The sequence below is a fragment of the Lysobacter sp. 22409 genome, from assembly GCF_052045105.1.
GTDB classification, from domain to species: domain Bacteria; phylum Pseudomonadota; class Gammaproteobacteria; order Xanthomonadales; family Xanthomonadaceae; genus Lysobacter; species Lysobacter antibioticus_B.
Genome location: NZ_JBQEOE010000012.1, coordinates 68318 through 93200, shown reverse-complemented (window position 1 = coordinate 93200; position 24883 = coordinate 68318). Strand labels below are relative to the sequence as shown.

Below are 24883 nucleotides of genomic sequence, written 5' to 3'. Positions count from 1 at the left end.
TCGCCGCGTTTCGGCTCTGCTCACTCCTCATTCCTCACTCCTCACCTCCCATGAATCAAAACGCCTTCAAGGATCATTTCTCCGCGCTCGCCGGCGCCTATGCGGCGGCGCGGCCCGAGTATCCCGAGGCCTTGTTCGACCTGATCGCGGCCCAAGTGCCGGCGACGGCGCGGGTCTGGGAAGCCGGTTGCGGCAGCGGCCAGGCTACGCGCGGCCTGGCCGCGCGCTTCGCCCAGGTCCACGCGACCGAGCCGAGCGCGCAACAGATCGAACAACACTGGGCGCACGACGCGTCCCTGCGCGGCAGCGGCAACGTCAGCCTGGCGATCGAACCGGCCGAGCGCACCGACCAGGCCGACGCCAGCGTGCAGCTGGTCGCGGTCGCGCAGGCGCTGCACTGGTTCGAGCGCGAGCGTTTTTTCGCCGAGTGCGAGCGGGTGTTGGCGCCCGGCGGCGTGCTCGCGGCCTGGGGCTACTGCGATTTCCTGGCTCCGGAAGGCATGGTCGGTGCGGTCGCCGACTTCCGCGAGCAGATCGAGGAGTACTGGCCGCCCGAGCGGGTCCAGATCGAACAGCGTTATGCCGGCTACGAATGGCCGTTCCCGGCCTTGCCGGCGCCGGCGCTGTGGCTGGAGGCGGAGTGGGGGCTGCGGCGGTTTCTCGGTTATTTGAACAGCATGTCGGCGACGGCGCGCTGCCGCGCGGCCACCGGCGAGGACCCGGTCGCGCGTCACGGGCCGGCGCTGTCGGCGGCCTGGGGCGCTTCGGGCGATATACGGACCCTGCAATGGCCGCTGTTCCTGCATTTGCGCCGCAAGCCGGGCTGAACGCCGGGGCGGGAGCGAGGCGGGGAGGCGTGGCGGGCTGCCGAGGCCGGCGCGGTCTGGCGGATGCCGCGGGCAGGGCCGGAAATCCGAGCGTTTCTTACGAGTATGCCTGAAGCCCATGTCGTCCAGGTCCGGCCAGGTCGGGCATGGCCGCAGCGCCATGGGCGGAACACTGCATCCGCAGCCGACCGCGGCGGACAACCGGCCCGGCGCGACCCGGGTGCTAAACTGCGCCCGCCGGTTCGCCGGCGCTTCATTACGTAACGTCTTCAGGGCGGGGCGAAACTCCCCACCGGCGGTAGGCGCGGTTACGCGCGAGCCCGCGAGCGCCTTCGGGCCGCGGTTCCGATTCGGGACCCGGCGCGGAGGGTCAGCAGATCCGGTCCGATGCCGGAGCCGACGGTCACAGTCCGGATGAAAGAAGACGGCTACGCGCGACTCCTCTCGCAAGAGCAGGGAGACCGAACCCGCGGCGACGCCGCGGGTCGTGCGTTGGCCATGCCTTGAGGCGTTTTTCGCTCACCATCATGCGGGAAACGTTTCATGACCCACTTCCATCGCGACACCGCAGCGGCGCTCCGCCAGGAGATCCGCTGATGTTCACCGGCATCATCGAAGGCGTCGGCTCGCTCGCCGCCAGCCAAGACCTCGGCGGCGACGTGCGCCTGCGCATCGCCACCGGCAGCCTCGATTTCAGCGCGCCCAAGCTCGGCGAGAGCATCGCCGTCAACGGCGTCTGCCTGACCGTGATTTCGTTCGACGAACGCTCGTTCGAGGCCGATGCCTCCACCGAGACTTTGTCGCTGACCACGCTCGGCGCGCTCAAGCACGGCGCCATCGTCAACCTCGAGCGGGCGATGCGCCCGACCGATCGCCTCGGCGGGCACATGGTCAGCGGCCACGTCGACGGCGTCGGTGCGGTGCTGAGCGTGCACGAAGACGCACGCGCCCAGCGCTGGCGCTTCCGCGCGCCGGCATCGCTGCTGCGCTACATCGCCAAGAAGGGTTCGATCTGCGTCGACGGCGTCAGCCTGACCGTCAACGGAGTCGACGACGAAGGCTTCGAGGTCGCCTTGATCCCGCACACCGTCGAGCACACCGCGTTCGCGCAGACCGCGGTCGGCGATGCGGTCAACCTGGAAATCGACCTGGTCGCGCGTTACGTCGAGCGCCTGCTCGGCGCCCGCGTCGACACTTCTGCCGCAGGAGCCGCTGCATGAATTTCGCGACCGTCCCCGAATTGCTCGAGGAAATCCGCGCCGGCCGCATGGTCGTGATCGTCGACGACGAAGACCGCGAGAACGAAGGCGACCTGATCATGGCCGCCGAACTGGTGCGCCCGGCCGACATCAACTTCATGGTCACGCATGCGCGCGGGCTGGTGTGTCTGTCGCTGATGCGCGAGCGCTGTCTGCAACTCGGCCTGGGGCCGATGGTGCGCGACAACACTTCCTCGCACCACACCAATTTCACCGTCAGCATCGAGGCCGCCGAAGGCGTGACCACCGGCATCTCGGCCTACGACCGCGCCCACACCGTGCGCACCGCGGTGCGCCCCGATGCCAAGCCCTCCGACCTGGCCCAGCCCGGTCACATCTTTCCGCTGATGTCGCAGCCCGGCGGCGTGCTCAGCCGCGCCGGCCACACCGAGGCGGCGAGCGATCTGGCCCTGCTCGCGGGCCTGGAACCGGCCGGCGTGCTGGTCGAGGTGCTCAACGCCGACGGCAGCATGGCGCGGCGCCCGCAGCTGGAGGCGTTCGCCGCCGAGCACGGGCTCAAGATCGGTTCGATCGAAGAGTTGATTCGCTATCGCCTCGCCACCGAGCACACGGTCGAGCGCGTCGATGCGCGCACCATAGACACCGAGCACGGGCCGTTCCGCCTGCTGAGCTATCGCGACCGCCTGACCCATGCCTTGCACTTCGCCCTGCAGCGCGGCGAGCCCGATGCCGACGTGCCGACGCTGGTGCGCGTGCACATCCAGAACCCGCTCGCCGATGCGCTGCATTGGCGCCGGCCGGACTTCGGTCCGGCGGTCGGCGACGTGCTGGCGGCGATCGCGCGCGAGGGCAGCGGCGCGTTGGTGGTGTTGGCCGATCACGCCGACGCCGACAGCCTGCTGGCGCGGGTGCGCGAGGCCGCACCCGAAGCCGCGCACGATGGCGCCGGCGGCGACGAGGCGGCCCACACCGTCGTGCTGGTGCCGACCCGCGGCCATGCATTAGCCGAGTGGCGCCGCAACGGCGCCGGCGGGCAGATCCTGGCCGACCTCGGCCTGGGCAAGCTGCGTGTGCTCGGCACCCCGCGCCGGCAGATCGGCCTGGCCGGCTTCGGCCTGGAAGTCGTCGAGTACGTCGACATCGCCAAGCTGGGCTGAGGCTTCAGGCCTGGGGCCGGCGGCCGCTCGCGGCGGCCGGCCCATCGCAGGCGTGGATTCCGTGCCGCGCCGGCCCGAGGCAACGGACTTGAGCGTTCCGTCCTCCGGCACCGGCGGCCCCCAGCCGTTAAACTACCCCTTTCGTCCAGCCGATTTCCCCTCATGCCCCATTACGAAGGCGACCTGCGCAGCCCCGAGGGCGCGCGCTACGCCATCATCGCCAGCCGCTGGAACCCGCGCATCACCGACACCCTGGTCGCCGGCGCCCGCAAGACCTTCGCCGAGCACGGCGTCGCCGAGGACGCCATCGACGTGGTCCGCGTCCCCGGCGCCTGGGAATTGCCGGTGGTCGCCGCCCGCTTGGCCGTCGCCGGCCGGCACGCCGCCGTGGTCGCGCTCGGCTGCGTCGTGCGCGGCGATACCCGTCACTACGAACAAGTCGCCGACGGTTGTTCCGACGGCCTGATGCGCGTGTCGCTCGACTACGGCCTGCCGATCGCCAATGGCGTGCTGGCGGTCGAACGTCACGAGGATGCCGAGGCCCGCGCCGGCGGCAATCACGGCAACAAGGGCGAGGAAGCGGCGCTGGCCGCCCTCGAAATGAGCCATCTGCTGGGGCAATTGCCATGAACCGCCGTCGTCAGGATGGAATAGATCCGGTCGCGCGTTCGCGCGCCCGCCGCCGCGCCTTGCAGGCCGTGTACGCCTGGCAGCTGTCGGGTTCCCGGGTCAACGACGTGATCGGCCAGTTCGCCCACGAGCAGGCCCACGAAGTCGCCGACCTCGATTACTTCGAGGACCTGGTGCGCGGCGTCGACAAGCACCAGGAGGAGTTGGACGTCGCCCTGGCGCCGTTCCTCGACCGCGATGTCGAACAGGTCGACCCGATCGAGCGCGCCGCGCTGCGCATCGCTGCTTACGAGCTGCGCCATCGTCTCGATGTGCCGTACCGCGTGGTGATCAACGAGGCGATCGAAACGGTCAAGCGCTTCGGCGCCGAGCACGGCCACACCTACGTCAACGGCGTGCTCGATCATGCCGCCGCCGATTGGCGCGCGACCGAATTCGGGGCGTCGAAGAAGCGCTGATTCCGCACCCATCCGGGCGTCGCCCAGGCGACGCCCGCGCCCGGACGAGAGCGCGATGAGACCGCGATGAGCGCAGCCGAGTTCGACCTGATCGCCCGCATTCGCGCCCGCATCGGCGCCGGCCAGGCGCCGCGCGACGATGTGGTGCTGGGCATCGGCGACGATGCCGCCTTGTTGCAGCCGCCTGCCGGCCAACAATTGGTCGTCGCTACCGATACCCTCAACCGTGGCGTGCATTTCGCCGACGATGCGGCGCCGGCCGGCATCGGCTGGAAGTCGCTGGCGGTGAATCTGTCCGACCTCGCCGCGATGGGCGCGAGCCCGGCCTGGTGCACCTTGTCGCTGTCCTTGCCGGCCGAGCCCGGCTTCGCGACGGAGGCCTTCGTCGATGGTTTTCTCGATGGCTTCGTCGAACTCGCCGCCCGACACCGGGTCGCCCTGGTCGGCGGCGACACTACCCGCGGCCCCTTGTCGGTGTGCGTGACCGTGCTCGGTTTCGTCGAGCCCGGCGCGGCTTTGCGCCGCGATGGTGCGCAGGCCGGCGACGAGGTCTGGGTCACCGGCACGCTCGGCGATGCCGCCGCGGCGCTGGCCTTGGCCGGCATCGCGCCGTACTGCGAATACGAAGTGCGCCGCAACGACGGCGACGCGCACACCGATGCCGAGCGATTGTTCGAACGCCTGCACAGGCCCACACCGCGGGTGAGCGCAGGCCGTGCCTTGTGCGGCCTGGCCCATGCCGGTATCGATGTTTCCGACGGTTTGCTCGCCGACCTCGGCCATGTTTGCGCGGCGTCCGGCGTGGACGCTTGCATCGACGCCGATGCGTTGCCGGTGTCGCGCGCTTTGGCCGCGGCCTGCGCCGGCGACGCCCGCAGGGCCTTGCAACTGAGCGGCGGCGACGATTACGAGCTGTGTTTCACCGCGCCGCCGGCTCGACGCGCGGCGATAGAACAGGCCTTGAGCCGGGTCGATTCGGCGGCGCGGGTGATCGGCCGGATCGAAGCGCGGCAAGCGGGTGCGGAGTGCGCGGTGCGTGTGCACACGAGCGATGGCTCGGTGTGGACACCGGCCCGGAAGGGATACCAACACTTCGCTTGATCGTTCTTCGTTTCTGCGCCGCAGCCGCTGCGCGCCGGGCTGATCATGAGGCGAGTGTGTGACATCGCTCAGGTCGCATTACTAAAAAGTTCAGACCCGCTTAATCGCCCGAGTGCGAGGGTGGCGCACCTTCTCAACCGAGCCTTCGCTCATGCGCCACTCCGCTCCGGAACGCGATCTGCTCACCCTGGAATCGGAGCGAACCGGCGGTGTCGCGACCGGCTTCAATATCGCGTTGGCCCTGGCGATCGGCGCCGTGGCGAGCGGCTGCGGCGCGGTACGTTCGATCGCCGGCATCAACACGATCCAGTTGCAGGACGCCCAGGTCAGCGCGATGGAAACCGACATCGGCCCCGGCGTGAGCACGATCTGCCCGCGCCAGCCGGTGCAGATGCACGTGGCCGTCACCGCACGGCTGGCGCGCGAGCCGGCGCCGGCCGGTTACGAAACCTGGCATGGCGGCACCGGTACCCGCCGCAACGGCATGTTGGATTTCCGCAACTTCGCTTTCTCGAGCGCGCATGGCCGGTTCGACGAGATGGGGTGGTTCACGCCCAATCCCGACGTGCTGGCGAGCGTGGACAGCGGTTTCGCGATATCCACGCGATTGCTGCATCCGCGGGCGCAATTGGCGCAGTCGCGGCATTACCTCGCCGACTACGGTTGCATCGTCAGCGTCGGCACGCCCGGTGGACCGGGTGAGCGAGGTCGCGACGGCAGCAGCGGTTCCGACGGTCGCGACGGCCGCAGCGGCGTCGATGGAGAGCACGGCGATCATGCTCGCGACGGCGACGATGGCGAACACGGCGGTCCGGGCTACGAGGGACCGCAACTGCGCATGTACGCCACCTACGTGAGCACGCGCTCGCATCCGAAGTTGATCGCCGTGCGGGTGACCGGCGATTTCGACGACTTCGTGCTGGCGCCTGCCGACCGTCCGCTGACCTTGGTTGCGGCCGGCGGCCTCGGTGGCGCAGGTGGAAACGGCGGCAGTGGCGGTCGCGGCGGCGATGGCGGCCGGGGCGAAGGCGCGCGGGAGCAAAGCGAGAAGCGCCGCTTCGGTAACAACGGCAACGGCGGTTCCGGTGGCGATGGCGGCGACGGTGGCGATGGCGCACCCGGCGGCATCGGAGGAAGCGGCGGCCGGATCGAGCTGACCTACGATCGGCGTTATCCCGAGCTGGCGCAGTGGCTGCGGTTCGATGTCGCGGGCGGCCCGGGTGGCGAGGGCGGCCGCAGCGGCAGCGCCGGCAGCCAGGGCAGCGGCGGCAGCAGCGGGGCCGGCGGCAGTAGCGGGAGGACCGGCCGCAATGGGTTCTCCGGCCGTTCCGGCCCGGTCGGCGCGCCCGGCAGGCCAGGACAGGTCGAGGCGAATGCAGGCGAGGTCGGCGCGTATTTCAGCGGCTTGCCCGGAGTGCGCAGGCTGTAAGCGGCGAGGCGTGAGCCTCAAGCGCGCCGTCGGCAGTCAATCGACGAAATCTCGCGGCCGCACGCCTTAGCCGCAGCGCTATGCGTCGGGCAGCAGCTTGCCCGGATTAAGGATGCCGTCGGGGTCGAACACGCTTTTCAACTGACGCATCAGTGCCAACGTGGCCGCATCGACGGCCTGCGGCATGAACTCGCGTTTGGCCAGGCCGATGCCGTGCTCGCCGGACAAGGTGCCGCCGAGCGCCAGGGCGAGCGCGAACACCCGCGACATCGCCGCGTGGGCACGCTCGTTCTGCGCATCGTCGGCAGGGTCGTAGAGCAGGTTGACGTGCAGGTTGCCGTTGCCGGCATGGCCGAAGCAGACGATCGGCAGATCGAACTCGCGCGCCAGCGCCTGCACACCGTCGACCAGCTCGGGGATGCGCGACACCGGCACCACCACGTCTTCGTTGATCTTGCCCGGTGCCAGCGTGCGCAGCGACGGCGACAGCGCCTTGCGCGCGGCCCAGAGTTTTTCGCGCGCGGCTTCGTCGCTGGCGTCGTCGAGCGAGATCAGGCCCTCGCCCTGCGCCGCGCGTTTCAAGGCGGCGATCGAATGCGGCAGGGTCTGCGCGTCGCCGTCGGCTTCGATCATCAGCAAGGCGCCGGCCTGCGCGGGCAGATCGGCGCCGCCGACGTCGCGTGCCAGTTGCACCGCACGCGCGTCCATGAATTCGAGCATCGACGGAGTGACCGGCTGCGCCATCAGCCGCGCCACCGCTTGCGCCGCCGCCGAGACGTCGCGGTAGATCGCGCGCAAGGCCGCGCGCGCCGGCGCCGCCGGGGTCAGGCGCAAGCTCGCCTCGACGATCAAGGCCAGGGTGCCTTCGCTGCCGACCAGCAGGCGATGCAGGTCGTAGCCGGTGGAGCCCTTGGTGGTCGCAGTGCCGCAGACGATCAGTTCGCCGGCGCCGGTCACCGCGGTCACCGCGAGCACGTTGTCGCGGCTGGCGCCGTACTTCACCGCGCGCGGCCCGCCGGCATTGCAGGCCAGGTTGCCGCCGACCGTGCTGAAGGCGGCGCTGGTCGGGTCCGGCGGCCAGAACAGGTCGTGCGACTTCAGCGCGGCCTGCAGATCGCCGTTGAGCACGCCGGGCTCGACGATCGCGCAGCGGTCGCCCGGACGGATCTCGAGGATGCGGTTCATGCGCTCGAACGAGACCACCACGCCGCCGGCGACCGGCACCGAGGCGCCGGTGGTGTTGGTGCCGCGCCCGCGCGCGATCACCGGCACGCGGTGGCGACGGCAGGCGCGCACCAACGCGAGCACCTGTTCGCGCGTGCGCGGCAGCGCCACCGCATCGGGCATGGCGTGGCGGCGCGAGTTGTCGTAGGCGTAAGCGAGGCGTTCGCCGGGATCGGTCAACCAGGCTTCGCCGAGCAGGCCCGACAACTCGTGTTGCAGTTCGTCGGGCAGGGCGGTCATTGCGCGCGTTCCGAACGCGGCAACCACTGCCGCATCGTCGCGCCGAGCAGGCCGACCGCGAGCGCGGGCAGGGCGATCCAGCGCGCTTCCGACCACAGTACTTCGAGGCCGCGCGCGCTGAAGAAGCGTGCGCCGATCGGCGAGACCTCGATCGGCCGCCACGGCGCGAAGATGCGTTGGTCCGACCAGGGCCAGTACAGGGCGACGCCGAGGCCGCCGTCGGTCAGCGCATCCAACAACGGATGCGAGACGGTGCAGACGAACAACCACGCGGCCGCGGTCCATGGCGGCGCACGCAACCAACGCGCGGCGAGCGCACCGAGCGCGGCGATCAGCATGGCGAACGCGAAGGAATGACTGGCGCCGCGATGGCCGAAGTCGTCGGCATAGGCGATGCCGAGCTTGAAGGCGACCACGTCGGCGTCCGGCAACATCGCCGCGAGCGCGCCGGCGACCAGCAGGCGGCGGTCGATTACCCGCGACCCGAGCGCCCAACCCAGGGCGAGCGGTACCACGGCATGGGTCATCACGGTCGGCATCGGGCAGTCGTCTCAGAGATCGTCGGCGCGGAAGGCGTCGCGCAACCAGTTCAGGCGCGGCGCGGCGGGATCGCCGTCGGCCTCGACCACGTCGAAGCGGCAGGCGCCGTCGGCGAGGCGGGGATGGGCGGCGAGGAAACTCTGCGCCGCCAACACCAGCTTGCGGCGCTTGCGGGCGTCGACCGAGGCCGCGCCGCCGCCGTAGCGGTCGTCGCGGCGGTAACGCACTTCGACGAACACCAGCACGGCGCCGTCGAGCATCACCAGGTCGAGTTCGCCGAAACGGTAGTTGGCGTTCGCCGCGACTTCGCGCAGGCCGGCGGCGAGCAGATGCGCCCGCGCGGCGGCTTCGACCGCGGCGCCGCGCGCGCGCCGGTCCGACGCCGGCGGCGTCGGGCCTGGGGTGCGATCAGCGGCGCGAGGCATCCGCCAGCGGCACCGCGACGCCGCTGCTGAAGGTCGACCACGCCGGCGTGCGCAGCACGGTGCCGAAGCCGTCGATGCGCAGCACGCCGGTGGCGCCGGAAACGAACGCGTCCGAGCGGGTGGCCAGGCGTTCGAGGTAGGCCGACAGCAACCAGGCGTCGTAACCGAAGGCGAACAGGCGCGCGCCTGGACCGCGCGCGGTCGGCAGGGTCGCGGCGGNAAGCCGCGCACGCCGCCGCTGGTCCAGGACTCGGACGGGAAGGCGATGCCGTCGAGGACGCGGTCCTGCTCCGGCTTGCCGGTGCCCGACAGCAGTTGCGAGGTAGCCACCCGCGGCTTGTCGGCCAAGCCGACCAGGGCGAGCTTCGGAATCAGGGTGCGTGCGGCGCTGCCCTTGGTCGCCAGGAACACGGCATCGACGCCGCCTTCCTTGGCCACGAACGGCGCCAGGTCGGCGGTGCCTTCGCCGACGGTGTCGGTGACCTGGGCGCCGCGTGCGGCCAGGCGTTCCTTGAGTGCGGCGATCGCGCGGCGCTGGCCTTCGTCGCCGCCGCCGATGGCGAGCACGCGCACGACCTTGCGCTCGAGCAGGTAGTCGGCCGCGGCGATGCCTTCGTCCTCGGGCGTCAGCGAGAAGCTGACGTTGCCGCTGGGCGGAGCGACGTTGCCGCGATTGAGCGCGAGCACCGGCACCGGCAGGACGGTCTTGCTGAACAGGGCGCTGACCTCGTCGCGGCCGAGCGGGCCGATCACGAAGTCGTTGCCCGCGGCCGCGGCCTTGTCGTAGGCGGCCAGAGTGCCGCCGGCGGTGCCGGAGGTGTCGTAGAAGACGATTTCGGGGCGACGACGGCTTTCGCCGTAATAGCCGGCGAGCAGACCGTCGCGCACCGGCGCCGAAGCGGTCGCCAGTGCACCGGTCAGCGGCAGCAACACCGCGAGCTTGACCGGCGGACGGTAGCCGTCGCTTTCGGCCGGCGGACGCTGGCCGGCGCCGCTGAAGCTCCAGTTCGAGGTCTGGTCGAACGGGCGCGGCAAGGGCAGGCCGCGCTGCATCAGCTGGCGGCCGAGGTAGTTGTAGAGCGGATCGCCGACCGGCACGGCATCGGCTTCGCGCGCCAGGGCGGCGTTGTCGAGTTGCGATAGCAGGCGTTCGATCTGTTGTTCGTTCTCGGTCCGCGCCGCGCCGCTGAGGCTGGCGTTATTGCGGGCGAGGTGGGCCGCCTGGGCGATCAGCGGATTGGCCGCGTTGATCGCCGCGACCGGACGGGTTTCGACCGTGGCGCAGCCGCCGAGCAGGGCGGTTGCGGCCAGAAGGCTGAACATCCATGTCATCGCGGGCCGGTTTTTCTTTTGATTCATCGGCTTGCATCCGCCGTCCAGCGGCGTTCCTGTGGGACCGGTTAGGATTCTACCCGCCCTTACCGTAACCGTACGATGCAGACCTCCGGCACCCTTCATATTGTGGCAACTCCGATCGGCAACCTCGGCGATTTGTCGCCGCGTGCGCTCGACACCTTGCGCACGGTCGCGGCGATCTGCGCCGAGGACACGCGCCACACCCGTCAGTTGTTGGCGCATTTCGGCCTGGAACGGCCGTTATTGGCGCTGCATCAGCACAACGAGGAACAGCAGGCGGCGCAGTTGGTGGCGCGCTTGCAGGCCGGCGATTCGCTGGCCTTGGTGTCCGATGCGGGCACCCCGTTGGTCAGCGACCCGGGCTTCCGCCTGGTGCGCGCGGCGCGCGCAGCCGGCATCCGCGTCTCGCCGGTACCCGGCGCCTGCGCCGCCATCGCCGCGCTCAGCGTCGCCGGCCTGGCCTCGGATCGGTTCAGTTTCGAAGGTTTCCTGCCGGCCAAGGGTGCGGCCCGGCGCGAACGCCTGACCCGGCTCGCCGCCGAACCGCAGACCTTGTTGTTCTACGAATCCTCGCATCGCATCGAGGAAACGCTCGACGACATGGTCAACGTGTTCGGCTTCGAGCGGCCGGCGGTGCTGGCGCGTGAGTTGACCAAGTTGTTCGAGACCGTGCTCGACGGCTCGCTCGGCGAACTGGCCGCGCGGGTCAAGGCCGACCCGAACCAGCGCAAGGGCGAGTTCGTGGTGATGGTTGAGGGCGCCGGCGACGATGCCGACGCCAAGGTGGTCGAAGGTTTGCGCCTGTACGCCAAACTGAAAGAGCACCTGCCGCCGTCGACGGCGGCGAAAGTGGCCGCGGAACTCAGCGGCGCGCCGCGCAAAGCCCTGTACGGCAGCGGCGACTAAGGCGCCGCTGTGTCTGACGACGCCGCGCGCTGACGTTCGAGCGCGGCCACCAGTGCATTCATCAGCTCCGGGCCGGCCCGCACCTGGAAGTTCCAGATGTCTTCCGAGACGAAGATCGGCTGGCCGTTGAGCTGCAGGACGCGTTCGCCGCCGTCGATGCCGAAGCAGCGCTCCAACTCGGCTTCGGTTTCACGAATCGAGCGATAGGCCGGCCAGAAGGCCGAGCGCAGTTCGCTTTCGCTCCATGCGGGCAGACGCTCGGCCAAATCCTCAGCGCCGGTCAGCCCATGGCGGCGCAGCATGCCTAATGGATACAGCGGGTAATGATCTTCGGGGTCGTCGCTTTGCATGAGGGCGGCCGATCCTTGCCGTGGGATGACGTGGTTTCTGCCAATTTAACCGCGCGCCGGCGATTCGGCCCGGCGCGTGCGACAATGCCGGCGCGGAGTCGGCCAGGCAGTCGCGTCATCGGATCGCAAGATCCGGTGCCGAGGAAAGTCCGGGCTCCACAGGGCACGGTGCCAGGTAACGCCTGGGCGGCGCAAGCCGACGGAAAGTGCAACAGAGAGTAGACCGCCGAACGGCCCGCAAGGGTGCGTGGTAAGGGTGAAACGGTGCGGTAAGAGCGCACCGCGAGTCTGGCAACAGACCGGCACGGCAAACCCCACCGGGAGCAAAACCAAATAGGGAGACTATGTCGCGGCCCGCGATGTCTCCGGGTAGGTTGCTTGAGCGTAACGGCGACGTTGCGCCTAGAGGAATGACTGTCCACGACAGAACCCGGCTTATCGGCCGGCTTCGCGCTTTTCCAGGCTGCGCCTGGAAAACCCTAAAATTTGCAGGGCAAATTTTGGGCCTCCGCTATGCATCTCCAAATCCCCGCCCCTTCGGGGCGGCGTTCTCCGGGCTACGCCCTGTGAATCCCAAAATTTGCGTTGCAAATTTCGGGCCCCGCTATGTGCACCCAAATCCCCGCCCCTTCGGAGCGCCCCCTTTACTAAAGGGGGCTCTCGGTAACGAGGGTGGACGGGCGTTGTTGCGTCGCTTCTGCGGCTTGGCTCCCTCTCCCGCGTGCGGGAGAGGGCTGGGGTGAGGGGGCGTGCCTCGGATTCGGCTATTGCCCTGCGGACCTTGCTCTTCGGGGCCTGGTGCAGGGGCCTGACGGATGGGCAGGTGGAGGGCCTGGGCGGCCCGTCTCGGCGCGATCGTCTCGCTGATTTGCGGGGGCAGGCGGGTGCCGGAATGCGGCAGCCATTGGCTGTCCATTCGCTTGCGGATGTTCCGATAGTTGCCGCTGATCGTGCACGCAAATCCGACCTTCTGCGCTGATCGGCGCAGCTTGCTGCTTCGCAACAGGACTTTAACAACTGTGACGGCCATCGCGTGAGGGTCACTTTGTGACGTGCTGAGTCTCAAAATGTGAGACGAAACAAAGGTTAGTGGATAAGTCTTGAATAAGACTCTGAAGTCCGCCGCAAGCCATTGATGTGCTTGGTGAAATTTGCCCCGGAAAGTTGTTGACAACCTTGTGCACCCTGCTAATGTGGACATCCGAGGGAAAACCTGGGTTTTTGTGGGTTTTCGAGGCCAGCCGTCCAACCGGGCGAATGAACGAGGTGACCCGTCCGGTAGAGACGGGAACCGCAAAGGTGCGCAATGTTCCAGGGCGAAACCGCCATCACGATCGATGACAAAGGACGGCTGGCGGTACCTACCGCCTACCGCGACGTCGTCGCGCGTGAATGCGACAACCGCCTGGTCATCACCTACAACCCGTTCGAGTCGGGCTCTCTCTATCTGTATCCGCTGTCGATCTGGGAACGCGTCCGCGACCAGGTCAACAAGCTGCCCAAGGCCAAGAAGGTCAACCGCAACATGCAGCTCAAGCTGGTCGGCGCGGCCGCGTTCGTCGAACTCGACGGCAACGGCCGTATCACCCTGCCGGGCAGCCATCGCGCCGCGGTCGGCATCGAGAAGAAAGCCGTCTTGCTGGGCATGGGCGACAAATTCGAGTTATGGAGCGAGCAGGCGCATCACGCGCAGATCCGTCAGACGATCACCGACGACGATCTGAGCGACGAGCTGCTCGACCTGCAGCTATGACGGGCGGTGGCATGGAACGCACGCACGCGCGATCCGGCCACCTTCCCGTGATGTACCGGCAGGCGCTGGATGGCCTGCGGGTGCTCGGGAACGGTGCCTATCTCGACGGCACGTTCGGACGCGGCGGGCATGCCCGCGGCGTACTTGAGCTTTTGCAAGCGCGAGGCCGGCTGCTGGTGATGGACAAAGACCCGGAAGCGATCGCCGTGGCCGAACGCGAGTTCGGTGACGACCCGCGCGTGTCGATCTATCGCGGCAGCTTCGCCGACCTGGCCCACTGGGACGAAACCGCCGCCGGCCTCGACGGCGTGCTGCTGGACCTGGGCGTGTCCTCGCCGCAGCTCGACGTCGCCGAGCGCGGCTTCAGCTTCGGCAAGGACGGCCCGCTCGACATGCGCATGGACCCGGACAGCGGCCAGAGCGCGGCGCAGTGGCTGGCCTCGGCGTCGGAGAAAGAGATCGCCGACGTGCTGTGGACCTACGGCGAAGAACGCCAGAGCCGCAAGATCGCCCGCACCATCGTCGCCCGCCGCAGCGAGCAGCCCTTGCTGCGCACCGCCCAGTTGGCCGACCTGATCGCTTCGGTGATGCCGCGCGGCGACAACAAGATCCATCCGGCGACCCGCAGCTTCCAGGCGATCCGCATCTTCATCAACCGCGAACTGGCCGATCTCGAAGCCGGCCTCGACGCCGCGCTGGCCCGCCTCAAGCCCGGCGGCCGCCTCGCGGTGATCAGCTTCCACTCGCTCGAAGACCGCATCGTCAAGCAGTTCATCGCCCGCCACTCGAAGGCGCCGCCGGCCAACCGGCGCATGCCGATCGAGCTGGCGTTCACCCCGACCCTGCTGGCGATCGGCGGTGCGCAGAAGGCCTTCGACGAAGAAACCGCGAGCAACCCGCGCGCGCGCAGCGCAGTGCTGCGGGTGGCCGAAAAGCTGGGAATGGGGAATGGGGAATCGGGAATCGTGCATTCGCCGTCCCGACTCCCGACTCCCGATTCCCGATTCCCGGACCAGGGAGGCGCAGCATGATGCGCCTGCTGCTCGCCCTGCTGATCGTCGCCAACGTGGTTTCGGCCCTGTTGGTGGTGTTCGCGCGCCACGAGCACCGCCAGTTGTTCGTGCAACTCAACAAGCTCCAGCGCGAGCGCGACGAACTCAATATCGAGTTCGGCCGCCTGCAACTGGAACAGGCGACCTGGGCGGAGAGCAACCGCATCGACCAGGTCGCGCGCGAGCGCATCGGGATGAAGTTCCCGGAAGGCGCCGAAACCGTGGTGATCCGGCCATGAACGGTCGCAAGCCGCAGCGCCCCACCCGCAGCGGGCCGCTCGATCGCGTGCTCGGCGACCGCGGCCGCGGCGGCGGCTTCGACCGTCTCGTCGAAGGCATCGGCGAACGCTTCGCACGCGCCCGCGAAGACCGCGGCTCGCGCGGCAACAAGCCGCGCGGTCGCGTCGCCCAGTTCAACCTGCGCAACCGCCTGATCCTAGTCGGCGGCTCGCTCGGCCTGTGCGCGGTCGCCCTGGTCGGGCGCGCGCTGGACCTGCAAGTCATCAGCAACGATTTCTATCGCCAGCAGGGCGATGCGCGTTCGCTGCGCGAGATCCCGATCCCGACCTCGCGCGGCATGATCACCGACCGCAACGGCGAGCCGCTGGCGGTGTCGACGCCGGTCGAGTCGATCTGGGGCAACCCCAAGGAACTGGCCAAGAACCCCGAGCGCCTGCCGGAACTGGCCAAGGCGCTGGGCGTGTCGCGCGACGAGCTGACCCGCAAGCTGGCCCAGCGCGCCGGCAAGGAATTCATGTACCTCAAGCGCCGGATCAATCCGGACGAGGCGCGCAAGATCCTCGCGCACAAGGTGCCGGGCGTGTTCTCGCAGCGCGAGTTCCGCCGCTTCTACCCGCAGGGCGAAGCGATGGCGCACGTGTTGGGCTTCACCAACATCGACGACCGCGGCCAGGAAGGCCTGGAGCTGGCGTTCGACCACGAGCTGCGCGGCAAGCCGGGCACCAAGCGGGTGATCCGCGACGGCGCCGGCCGCATCGTCGAGAACGTCGACCTGGTGCAGTCGGCCGAGCCGGGCAAGGACCTGACCCTGACCCTCGACCGCCGCATCCAGTACCTGACCTACCGCGAGCTGCGCCGCGCCCTGATCGAGACCGGCGCCAGCAGCGCTTCGGCGGTGGTGCTCGACATCGAGACCGGCGAAGTGTTGGCGATGGCGAATCTGCCGACTTACAACCCGAACCTGCTCAGCGCCGGCAACCGCGACACCCACCGCAACCGCGCGGTCACCGACGTGGTCGAGCCGGGTTCGACGATGAAGCCGATCACCGTCGCCGCGGCGCTCAACGCCGGCGCGGTCAAGCCGACGACCCTGGTCAACACCACGCCGGGCTGGATGCCCAATGGCCGTTACCGCATTACCGACACCCACAACAACGGCGTGTTGACCGTTACCGGCGTGATCACCAAGAGCTCCAACGTCGGCGCGGCCAAGCTCGCCCTGCCGTTGCCGAACGACTATTACTACAACTTCATTCGCGGCTTCGGTTACGGGCAGAAGCCCAACAGCGGCTTCCCGGGCGAGTCCTCGGGTCTGCTGGCGCCGCCGTCGCGCTGGAGCGGCACCACCAAGGCGACCATGTCCTACGGCTACGGCCTGTCGGCCACACCGGTGCAGATCGCCATGGCCTATGCGGCGATGGCCAACGGCGGCCGCCTGATCCAGCCGACCTTCGTCAAGGGCCAGCGCAACGAAGCGCGGCAGGTGCTGGAGCCGGCGGTGGCCGGCGAGATCATGCGCATGATGCAGACCGTGACCGAGCCGGGCGGCACCGCCAAGCAGGCGGCGATCCTCGGTTATCACGTCGCCGGCAAGACCGGCACCACCCGTAAATTCAGCGCCACCGGCGGCTATTCGCGCAAGTACGTGTCCTTGTTCGCCGGCGTGGTGCCGGTGGAGAAGCCGCGCTTCTCGATGGTGGTGGTGGTCAGCGAGCCCGACCCGACCAAGCGCGGCTACTACGGCGGTTCGGTGTCGGGCCCGGTGTTCCGCAACGTCATGGACGGCGCCCTGCGCCTGATGGACGTGGCGCCCGACGACATCGAAACCTGGCTGGCGGTGCAGGCCGCGGCCGAAGCCAAGCGCCTCAAGCAGAACGGCGGCAAGCCGAGCGGCCCGGTGGTTCCGGTGGCGACGCAGACCGTCGCTTCGCCACCGCCGATCGCCGCGAGTGCGTTGGTCCAGGGAGGCGCGCGATGAGCCGCTTGATGCCCTTGGCCGAACTGTTGCCCGACATCGCCGGCATCCCCGGCGATCTGCGTATCACCGGCCTGGTGATGGACAGCCGCGCGGTGCGCCCCGGCAATGCCTTCGTCGCGATCGCCGGCTTCGGCGCGCACGGCCTGGGTTTCGTCGAGCAGGCGCGCGCCAACGGCGCCAGCGCGATCCTGTTCGAGCCGCCCGCGCCGGACGAGCTGCCGGCCCCGGCCGATGCGATCGCCGTGCCCGGACTGCGTGCGCGCCTGGGGGAAATGGGCGACCGCTTCCACGGCCGCGCCACCGAAGCGATGACCGTGGTCGGCGTGACCGGCACCAACGGCAAGACCTCGACCGTGCAATTGATCGCGCAGGCCTGGGCCTTGCGCGGTATCCGCTGCGGCACCGTCGGCACCCTCGGCGCCGGCCTGTACGGCGAGATCGTGCCGACCGGTTTCACCACCCCGCTGGTGCTGCAGTTGCACGAACTGCTCGCCGACATGCACGAGGCCGGCGCCAGCGCGATCGCGATGGAAGTCAGTTCGCACGCGCTCGACCAGGGCCGCGTCGCCGGCGTGCATTTCGACGTCGGCGTGTTCACCAATCTGACCCGCGATCATCTCGACTATCACGGCGACATGGCGAGCTACGGCGCAGCCAAGGCGCGTCTGTTCGCCTGGCCCGGACTCAAGGCCGCGGCGATCAATCTCGACGACGAGTTCGGCCGCGAACTGATCGCCAAGCTGCCCAAGTCGGTGCGCGCGGTGGGCCTGAGCTCGCGCGATCGCGACAACGCCGTCGTCCGTGCCGAGACCCTGAGCTTCGACAACCGCGGCATCGGCTTCGACCTGGTCGTCGACGGCCAGACCCACGCGGTGGTGTCGCCCTTGCTGGGCCGCTTCAACGTCGACAACCTGCTGGCGGTGGCCGGCACCTTGTACGCGCTCGGCGACAAGCCGGTGCAGATCGCCGAAACCCTGTCGCAGTTGCAGCCCATCCACGGACGCATGAACCGCCTCGGCGGCGACGGCGTCGCGCCGTTGGTGGTGATCGACTACGCGCATACGCCCGACGCGCTGGAACAGGCGCTGGCCTCGCTGCGCTCGCATGCCGGCGCGCGCCTGATCTGCGTGTTCGGCTGCGGCGGCGAGCGCGATCGCGGCAAGCGCCCGCAGATGGCGGCGATCGCCGAGTACGGCGCCGACCTGGTCATCGTCACCGACGACAATCCGCGCGGCGAAGACGGCGACGTCATCGTCGCGGACATCATGGCCGGCTTGCGCGATCCGCAGCGGGCGCTGGTCCTGCGCGACCGCCGCGCGGCGATCGACTACGCCATCGCCCAGGCCGACGCCGACGACATCGTGCTGATCGCCGGCAAGGGGCACGAGCCTTATCAGGAGATCCAGGGCGTGCGCCATGCCTTCGACGACACCGACGTAGCCCGAGCGGCGCTGGAGGCCCGCGCGCCGCACATGGATGCGCAAGTGTCGCGGGCCCAGGATGGGCAGGAGCGGCCATGAAGAGCCTGCGGCTGTCCGAGATCGCGCGCATGACCGGCGGCCGCCTGCACGGCGCCGATGCGGCCATCGAACTGGTCGTCACCGACACCCGTGCGCTGCCCGAGGCGGGCGCAGCGCTGTTCGTCGCGCTCAAGGGCGAGCGTTTCGACGGCCACGACCATGTCGCCAAGCTCGCCGGCAGCGCTGTCGTCGGTGTTCTGGTCGCGCGCGAGATCGATGCCCCGATCGCCCAGGTGGTGGTCGCCGACAGCGAGCGCGCGCTCGCCGACCTCGCCGCCGCGGTGCAGGCGCAGCGCAGCGGCAACACCGTCGTCGCCATCACCGGCAGCAACGGCAAGACCAGCGTCAAGACCCTGACCGCGACGATCCTCGAACGCGCCGGCCGCACCTATGCGACGCCGGGCAACCGCAATAACGAGATCGGCCTGCCGTTGGCGGTGCTCGACGCACCGGAAGACGCTCAGTTCGCGATCTACGAAATGGGCGCCGGCAAGCCCGGCGACATCGCCTATCTGGTGCGGGTGGCGCGCCCGCAGGTGGCCCTGGTCAACAACATCGCGCCGGCGCATCTGGAGCGCATGGGCAGCCTGCTCGGCATCGCCGACACCAAGGCGGCGATCTACGACGCCTTGCCGGCGGACGGCGTGGCGGTGATCAACGCCGACGACGCTTTCGCCCCGTACTTCGGCGAGCGTGCGGCCGGGCGCCGGATGATCCGCTTCGGCCTGGACGCCAGCGCCGAGGTCACCGCCCACGACGTCCGCCTAGGCACCGAAGGCTCGACCTTCGTGCTCGTCGCGCCGCAGGGGCGGGCCGAGATCGCGCTGCAATTGGTCGGCCGGCACAACGTGCGCAACGCGCTCGCCGCGGCCTCGCTGGCGCTCGCCGCCGGCGCCGGCTTCGACGCGGTCGTCGCCGGCCTGAACGCTGCGCGCCCGGTCGAAGGGCGCCTGATCACCCACCGCCTCGACAACGGCGCGGTGCTGATCGACGACAGTTACAACGCCAACCCCGGCTCGACCGCGGCGGCGATCGACGCGCTGGCCGAGATCGGCGGCGAGAACTGGCTGGTGCTCGGCGACATGCGCGAGATCGGCCAGGACGAGATCGCGATGCACGTCGAGATCGGCCGCCGTGCCAAGGCTTCCGGTATCCGCCGCCTGTACGCGCTCGGCGCGCTCAGCAGCGCAGCGGCGAAGGCCTTCGGCGAAGGCGGCAGCGTGCACGAGAGCCACGCCGCGCTCGCTCAGACGCTGGCCGCGGACTTGCGCGACGGCGTACGGGTGTTGGTCAAAGGTTCGCACAGCAGTGCGATGGATCGGATCGTGACGGCGTTGCTGTCCGCGCAGAAGCCCGAACAGGGGAAGGGGACGTCGCATGTTGCTTGAATTGACTCGCTGGCTCGAACAACTGCAGAGCCTGTTCGGCTTGTTCGGCTATCTCACCTTCCGCGGCATCCTCAGCGCGCTGACTGCGCTGGCGCTGTCGTTGTGGTGGGGCCCGGCGGTGATCCGCAAGCTCGCCCAGTACAAGGGCGGCCAGCCGATCCGCCAGGACGGCCCGCAGACGCATTTCTCCAAGGCCGGCACGCCGACCATGGGCGGCGCGCTGATCCTGGTCACGGTGCTGGCTTCGGTGCTGCTGTGGGGCGACCTGCGCAACCGTTATGTCTGGCTGGTGCTGGCGGTGATGTTGGCGTTCGGCGCGATCGGCTGGTACGACGACTGGATCAAGATCGTCCACCGCGATCCCAACGGCCTGAAGTCGCGCTGGAAGTACCTGCTGCAGTCGATCTTCGGCCTGGCCGCGGGCGCTTTCCTGTATTTCACCGCCGATCCGTCGACCGCGGCCAGCACGACCTTCTACGTGCCGCTGATCAAGGCCATCGCGATCCCGCTCGGCGCCGGCCTGATCGTGGTCGCCTATTTCTGGATCGTCGGCTTCTCCAACGCGGTCAATCTGACCGACGGCCTCGACGGCCTGGCGATCATGCCGACCGTGCTGGTCGCTTGCGCGCTGGGCGTGTTCGCCTATGCCTCCGGCCACGCCGAGTTCTCCAAGTACCTGCAGATCCCGCAGGTGCCCGGGGCCGGCGAGCTGGTGATCATTTGCGCGGCGATCGCCGGCGCGGGGCTCGGCTTCCTGTGGTTCAACACCTATCCGGCCATGGTGTTCATGGGCGACATCGGCGCGCTCGCGCTCGGCGCGGTGCTCGGCACCATCGCCGTGATCGTCCGCCAGGAACTGGTGCTGGTGATCATGGGCGGCGTGTTCGTCATCGAAACCCTGTCGGTGATGATCCAGGTCGCCTCGTTCAAGCTCACCGGCAAGCGTGTGTTCCGCATGGCGCCGATCCATCACCACTTCGAACTCAAGGGCTGGCCCGAGCCGCGCGTGATCGTGCGCTTCTGGATCATCTCGGTGGTGTTGGTGCTGGTCGGTCTGGCAACGCTCAAGGTCCGTTGATGGAAAATTCCGCACGCCAGGCAACGCGACTCGACGCCATCCACGGGCGCTACGACCCGTGGTTGCTCGCCGTGTCCGCGGCGCTGGCTTGTGCGGGCGTGATCATGGTCGGCTCGGCCTCGCTCGGCGTCGCCGCGACCCATGCCGTCGATCCGTTCTACTTCCTGACCCGCCACCTGATCTTCCTGTCGGTCGGCCTGGGCCTGGGCTTCTGGTTGATGCGCACCGAGCTCAAGACCATCGAGCAGCACAACCAGTGGCTGCTGCTGGTCTGCGTGGTGTTGCTGTTGCTGGTGTTCGTGCCGGTGATCGGCAAGCAGGTCAACGGCGCCAAGCGCTGGATCAACCTCGGCCCGGCCAGCTTCCAGGCGGTCGAGGCGGTCAAGCTGCTCTACATCGTCTGGCTGGCGAGCTATCTCAAGCGTTTCAGCGAAGACATCTCGGCGACCTGGGGCGCGATGCTCAAGCCGATCGGCGTAGCCGTGGTGTTGGTCGCGCTGTTGCTGATGCAGCCCGACTTCGGTTCGTCCTCGCTGCTGCTGGCGATCACCGCCGGCATGCTGGTGCTCGGCGGCGTCAACATGCCGCGCATGTTCGGGCCGGTGCTGATCGGTCTGCCGGTGCTGGCGATCATCGCCATCGCCGAGCCCTACCGCGTTACCCGCCTGACCTCGTTCTTGAACCCCTGGGTCGACCCGTTCGGCACCGGCTATCAGCTGACCAACGCTTTGATGGCGGTCGGCCGCGGCGAATGGACCGGGGTCGGCCTCGGCGCGTCGGTGCAGAAGCTGTCCTACCTGCCCGAAGCGCACACCGACTTCATCATGGCGGTGATCGGCGAGGAATTCGGTTTCGCCGGCGTCTGCACCGTGGTCGGTTTGTACGTGCTGCTGGCCGGGCGCGCGCTGTGGATCGGCCTGAAGTGCGTCGAGATGCGTCGCCATTTCTCCGGCTACGTCGCCTTCGGCATCGCCCTGTGGATGGGGCTGCAGAGCTTCGTTTCGATCGGCGTGAATCTGGGGCTGTTGCCGACCAAGGGCCTGACCTTGCCGATGATTTCCTACGGCGGCTCCAGCGTGCTGATGAGCTGCGCCGCGCTCGGCGTGCTGTTGCGCGTGTCTTACGAACTCGACCGGGCCCAGCGCCAGGTCGCGCGTCTGCGCGGTGAAGCCGGGCAGGGGCAGGGCGTGGCGTCGCCGGCAGCGGCTGCGTCGAATGCCGGTCCGGCAGCGCCGTCCAATACGCGCAACCACGACAACGCGCGCGGCACCAGCCGTCTGCGTCAGCGCGTCGAGCCATCGCTCGGGAGGTCCGCATGAGCGAGCTTCGTTCGAGCGAACGCCCGGTGATGATTCTTGCTGGCGGCACCGGCGGCCATATCTTCCCGGGGCTTGCGGTGGCCAAGGCATTGCGTGGCCGCAATGTTCCGGTCTGTTGGCTCGGCGCCGACGGCGGCATGGAAACGCGCCTGGTGCCGCAGCACGACGTCGCCATCGACACCATCGCGATCAGCGCCGTGCGCGGCAAGGGCCTGGCCACGTTGCTGCGCGCACCGTTCCGCCTGCTGTCCTCGGTGCGCGCGGCGCAGCGCGTGCTGCGCCAGCGCCAGCCGCGCGCGGTGGTGAGTTTCGGCGGTTACGCGGCCGGCCCCGGCGGCCTGGCCGCGCGCCTGGCTGGTGTGCCGCTGATCGTGCACGAACAGAACCGCGCCCCGGGCATGACCAACCGCGTGTTGTCGCGTTTCGCGCGCCGCGTGCTGACCGGCTTCCCGGATACCTTCCCGGGCGGCCGCGAAGAAGTGGTCGGCAACCCGGTGCGCGCCGAGATCGCGGCTATCGAGGTGCCGGCGCAACGTTTCGCCGAACGCAGCGGCCCGTTGCGCCTGCTCGTGCTCGGCGGCAGCCAGGGCGCGCGCGCGCTCAACACCGGCGTGCCGGCGGCGATCGCCGGTCTGCGCGGCCGCGTGCCGTGCCAGGTGCGGCACCAGTGCGGCGAGAAGCTGCGCGAGGAAGCCGAGCGCGCTTATGCCGCGGCCGGCGTGGTCGCTTCGGTCGAACCTTTCATCGCCGACATGGCCGCGGCTTACGCCTGGGCCGACCTGGTGGTCTGCCGCGCCGGTGCGCTGACCCTGGCCGAGCTGTGCGCGGCCGGCGTCGGCAGCGTGCTGGTGCCGTTCCCGCAGGCGGTCGACGACCACCAGACCAAGAACGCGCGTTTCCTGGTCGATCGCGGCGCGGCGCAGTTGCTGCCGCAGGCCGGCGACCTCGCCGAACGCCTGTCGGCGACCATCGAAATCCTGGCCGAACGCGGCGTGCTGTTGCAGATGGCCAACGCCGCGCGCGCCCTGGCCAAACCCGACGCCGCCGAACGCGTCGCCGATGCGGTGCTGGAGGCGGGGCGATGACGGCCGTGAATCGGGAATGGGGAATGGGGAATCGGTGCGCGAGCGTCGTCCGTTCGCCGTCGATGCCGGGTTGTTTCTTCACTCGTATTTGTAACCGTGGTTGTAGCTGCTTGAACCGATTCCCGATTCCCCATTCCCGATTCCCGGCGAGAGACACAGTATGAGCACCGCACTTCGCCGCCGCCTGCAACACACCGGCGACCTGGCCAAGGCCTTCCCGCGCGTGCACTTCGTCGGCATCGGCGGCACCGGCATGAGCGGGATAGCGGAAGTCATGTGCACGCTCGGCTATCAGGTGTCCGGCTCGGACATGGCCGACAACGCGGTGACCCGCCGGCTCGAGGCGATGGGCGTCAGCGTCCATCGCGGTCACGCCGCGGCCAACGTGCTGGGCACCGACTGCGTGGTGGTGTCGAGCGCGATCAAGCGCGACAACCCCGAACTGATGGAAGCGCGCGCCCAGCGCATTCCGGTGGTGCCGCGCGCCGAAATGCTGGCCGAGCTGATGCGCTTCCGCCGCGGCATCGCCGTGGCCGGCACGCACGGCAAGACCACCACCACTTCGCTGACCGCCAGCGTGCTGGCCGAAGGCGGGATCGACCCGACCTTCGTGATCGGCGGCAAGCTGCTCGCCGCCGGCGCCAATGCCGGCCTCGGCGGCGGCCAGTGGCTGGTCGCCGAAGCCGACGAAAGCGACGGCAGCTTCCTGCGCCTGAACCCGCAGATCGCCATCGTCACCAACATCGACGCCGATCACCTGGAAAACTACGGCGGCGATTTCGCCAAGGTCCAGGCCGCGTTCGAGGAATTCCTGCACCGCCTGCCGTTCTACGGCCTGGCCGTGCTGTGCATCGACGACGCCAACGTCGCCCGGCTCGCCGCCGAGACGCCGCGTCACGTGATGACCTACGGTTTCGACGAGACCGCCGACGTGCGCGCCGAAGACGTCACTCAGCGCGGCGGGGCGATGTACTTCACCCTGTGCCTGCCGGACGCTTCGCGCACCGCGGTGACCCTGGCGCTGCCGGGCCGTCACAATGTGCTCAATTCGCTCGCCGCCGCTTCGGTGGCCTGGCAGCTCGGTGTGCAGGCCGACGCGATCGCGCGCGCGCTGGAGAAATTCGAAGGCATCGGCCGCCGCTTCAACCTGCTTGCCGAACTGCGCACCGACAAGGGCGCCGTGGTGCAACTGGTCGACGACTACGGCCATCACCCGAAAGAGCTCGAAGCGGTGTTCGCCGCGGCGCGCGGCGGCTGGCCGGACAAGCGCCTGGTGGTGGCCTTCCAGCCGCATCGTTACAGCCGCACCCGCGACCTGTTCGACGACTTCGCCGCGGTGCTGTCCTCGGTCGATGCGCTGGTGCTGACCGAGGTTTATCCGGCCGGCGAGGCGCCGATCGCCGGCGCCGACGCCAAGTCGCTGGCGCGCGCGATCCGCGCGCGCGGCCGCATCGATCCAGTCGTGGTCAGCGGTGCCGGCGATCTCGCCGGCGTGCTGCCCGACGTACTCAACGACGGGGATCTGTTGTTGCTGATGGGCGCCGGCGACATCGGCGCGGCCGCGCAGCAGCTCGCCAGCCATGGTTTCCAGGGAGAATCGAAGTGAG

General features: G+C 69.2%; 21 protein-coding genes, 1 other RNA gene, 2 pseudogenes and 1 riboswitch. Of the genes and pseudogenes, 19 read left to right on the top strand and 5 right to left on the bottom strand.

Annotated features, from left to right (window positions below; translation table 11 throughout):
- Positions 1–50: 50 nt before the first annotated feature.
- The 7 genes from ACTJJK_RS08580 (at position 51) to ACTJJK_RS08550 (ending at position 6822) form a co-directional block, all read left to right on the top strand.
- Positions 51–827: a class I SAM-dependent methyltransferase gene (locus tag ACTJJK_RS08580; RefSeq protein WP_440729977.1), complete on the top strand. Its 777-nt coding sequence runs from the start codon at positions 51–53 to the stop codon at positions 825–827.
- A gap of 261 nt (positions 828–1088) precedes the next feature.
- Positions 1089–1257: riboswitch (FMN riboswitch) on the top strand.
- A gap of 166 nt (positions 1258–1423) precedes the next feature.
- On the top strand, positions 1424–2047 hold the full coding sequence (locus ACTJJK_RS08575) for a riboflavin synthase (RefSeq protein ID WP_440729976.1): 624 nt from the start codon (positions 1424–1426) through the stop codon (positions 2045–2047).
- Complete coding sequence (gene ribB, locus ACTJJK_RS08570; protein ID WP_440729975.1) at positions 2044–3204, top strand: 3,4-dihydroxy-2-butanone-4-phosphate synthase; 1161 nt, start codon at positions 2044–2046, stop codon at positions 3202–3204. Before ACTJJK_RS08575 ends, ribB begins: the two co-directional genes overlap by 4 nt.
- A 162-nt stretch (positions 3205–3366) precedes the next feature.
- Positions 3367–3834: a 6,7-dimethyl-8-ribityllumazine synthase gene (gene ribH / locus ACTJJK_RS08565; protein WP_031371581.1), complete on the top strand. Its 468-nt coding sequence runs from the start codon at positions 3367–3369 to the stop codon at positions 3832–3834.
- Positions 3831–4292, top strand: a complete 462-nt coding sequence (gene nusB / locus ACTJJK_RS08560) for a transcription antitermination factor NusB (protein ID WP_031371582.1) — start codon at positions 3831–3833, stop codon at positions 4290–4292. The genes ribH and nusB overlap by 4 nt, the downstream gene beginning before the upstream one ends.
- Positions 4293–4358: 66 nt before the next feature.
- Positions 4359–5393 carry a thiamine-phosphate kinase gene (gene thiL, locus ACTJJK_RS08555; RefSeq protein ID WP_031371583.1) on the top strand — a complete coding sequence of 345 codons (1035 nt, stop codon included), beginning with the start codon at positions 4359–4361 and terminating at the stop codon, positions 5391–5393.
- A gap of 151 nt (positions 5394–5544) precedes the next feature.
- The gene (locus tag ACTJJK_RS08550) at positions 5545–6822 is read left to right on the top strand and encodes a hypothetical protein (RefSeq protein ID WP_440729974.1); all 1278 of its coding nucleotides are present in this window, start codon (positions 5545–5547) and stop codon (positions 6820–6822) included.
- Between the two features lie 78 nt (positions 6823–6900).
- On the opposite strand, the gene ACTJJK_RS08545 is transcribed toward ACTJJK_RS08550, so the two are convergent.
- The 4 genes and pseudogenes from ACTJJK_RS08545 to ACTJJK_RS08530 all read right to left on the bottom strand — a co-directional run.
- On the bottom strand, positions 6901–8286 hold the full coding sequence (locus tag ACTJJK_RS08545; RefSeq protein ID WP_031371585.1) for an FAD-binding oxidoreductase: 1386 nt from the start codon (positions 8284–8286) through the stop codon (positions 6901–6903).
- Positions 8283–8825: a metal-dependent hydrolase gene (locus ACTJJK_RS08540; protein WP_031371586.1), complete on the bottom strand. Its 543-nt coding sequence runs from the start codon at positions 8823–8825 to the stop codon at positions 8283–8285. The genes ACTJJK_RS08545 and ACTJJK_RS08540 overlap by 4 nt, the downstream gene beginning before the upstream one ends.
- A gap of 12 nt (positions 8826–8837) precedes the next feature.
- A complete protein-coding gene (locus tag ACTJJK_RS08535) occupies positions 8838–9251 on the bottom strand; it encodes a YraN family protein (RefSeq protein WP_031371587.1) in 414 nt (137 codons plus the stop codon).
- Between the two features lie 378 nt (positions 9252–9629).
- Positions 9630–10304: pseudogene (locus tag ACTJJK_RS08530) on the bottom strand (penicillin-binding protein activator); the annotation flags it as partial.
- Positions 10305–10685: 381 nt separating this feature from the next.
- On the opposite strand from ACTJJK_RS08530, the gene rsmI reads away from it, so the two are divergent.
- Positions 10686–11513, top strand: a complete 828-nt coding sequence (rsmI, locus tag ACTJJK_RS08525) for a 16S rRNA (cytidine(1402)-2'-O)-methyltransferase (RefSeq protein ID WP_031371589.1) — start codon at positions 10686–10688, stop codon at positions 11511–11513.
- On the opposite strand, the gene ACTJJK_RS08520 is transcribed toward rsmI, so the two are convergent.
- Positions 11510–11863 carry a hypothetical protein gene (locus ACTJJK_RS08520; protein ID WP_440729973.1) on the bottom strand — a complete coding sequence of 118 codons (354 nt, stop codon included), beginning with the start codon at positions 11861–11863 and terminating at the stop codon, positions 11510–11512. The two genes, rsmI and ACTJJK_RS08520, sit on opposite strands and share 4 nt — an antisense overlap.
- Positions 11864–11957: 94 nt before the next feature.
- Between ACTJJK_RS08520 and rnpB the strand changes: the two genes are divergently transcribed.
- The 11 genes and pseudogenes from rnpB (at position 11958) to murC (ending at position 24882) form a co-directional block, all read left to right on the top strand.
- An RNA gene (gene rnpB / locus ACTJJK_RS08515) (RNase P RNA component class A) lies at positions 11958–12317 on the top strand.
- An 852-nt stretch (positions 12318–13169) separates the two neighbouring features.
- Positions 13170–13616, top strand: a complete 447-nt coding sequence (mraZ, locus tag ACTJJK_RS08510) for a division/cell wall cluster transcriptional repressor MraZ (RefSeq protein ID WP_031371591.1) — start codon at positions 13170–13172, stop codon at positions 13614–13616.
- A gap of 11 nt (positions 13617–13627) precedes the next feature.
- Complete coding sequence (rsmH, locus tag ACTJJK_RS08505) at positions 13628–14647, top strand: 16S rRNA (cytosine(1402)-N(4))-methyltransferase RsmH (RefSeq protein WP_031371592.1); 1020 nt, start codon at positions 13628–13630, stop codon at positions 14645–14647.
- Positions 14644–14907 carry a cell division protein FtsL gene (gene ftsL / locus ACTJJK_RS08500; RefSeq protein ID WP_031371593.1) on the top strand — a complete coding sequence of 88 codons (264 nt, stop codon included), beginning with the start codon at positions 14644–14646 and terminating at the stop codon, positions 14905–14907. Before rsmH ends, ftsL begins: the two co-directional genes overlap by 4 nt.
- Positions 14904–16886 carry a peptidoglycan D,D-transpeptidase FtsI family protein gene (locus ACTJJK_RS08495; protein WP_440729972.1) on the top strand — a complete coding sequence of 661 codons (1983 nt, stop codon included), beginning with the start codon at positions 14904–14906 and terminating at the stop codon, positions 16884–16886. The genes ftsL and ACTJJK_RS08495 overlap by 4 nt, the downstream gene beginning before the upstream one ends.
- Positions 16883–18406: a UDP-N-acetylmuramoyl-L-alanyl-D-glutamate--2,6-diaminopimelate ligase gene (locus tag ACTJJK_RS08490; RefSeq protein WP_036148358.1), complete on the top strand. Its 1524-nt coding sequence runs from the start codon at positions 16883–16885 to the stop codon at positions 18404–18406. Before ACTJJK_RS08495 ends, ACTJJK_RS08490 begins: the two co-directional genes overlap by 4 nt.
- The gene (locus ACTJJK_RS08485; RefSeq protein ID WP_440729971.1) at positions 18403–19794 is read left to right on the top strand and encodes a UDP-N-acetylmuramoyl-tripeptide--D-alanyl-D-alanine ligase; all 1392 of its coding nucleotides are present in this window, start codon (positions 18403–18405) and stop codon (positions 19792–19794) included. The genes ACTJJK_RS08490 and ACTJJK_RS08485 overlap by 4 nt, the downstream gene beginning before the upstream one ends.
- Positions 19784–20872 (top strand): phospho-N-acetylmuramoyl-pentapeptide-transferase, encoded by a 1089-nt coding sequence (gene mraY, locus ACTJJK_RS08480; protein WP_223619731.1) that lies wholly within the window; start codon positions 19784–19786, stop codon positions 20870–20872. The genes ACTJJK_RS08485 and mraY overlap by 11 nt, the downstream gene beginning before the upstream one ends.
- On the top strand, positions 20872–22191 hold the full coding sequence (gene ftsW, locus ACTJJK_RS08475) for a putative lipid II flippase FtsW (protein ID WP_223619732.1): 1320 nt from the start codon (positions 20872–20874) through the stop codon (positions 22189–22191). The genes mraY and ftsW overlap by 1 nt, the downstream gene beginning before the upstream one ends.
- Positions 22188–23370 (top strand): annotated as a pseudogene (gene murG / locus ACTJJK_RS08470) (undecaprenyldiphospho-muramoylpentapeptide beta-N-acetylglucosaminyltransferase). Before ftsW ends, murG begins: the two are co-directional and overlap by 4 nt.
- Before the next feature lie 66 nt (positions 23371–23436).
- Positions 23437–24882, top strand: coding sequence for a UDP-N-acetylmuramate--L-alanine ligase (gene murC / locus ACTJJK_RS08465; protein WP_031371600.1), 1446 nt, complete (start codon positions 23437–23439; stop codon positions 24880–24882).
- Position 24883 lies beyond the last annotated feature (1 nt).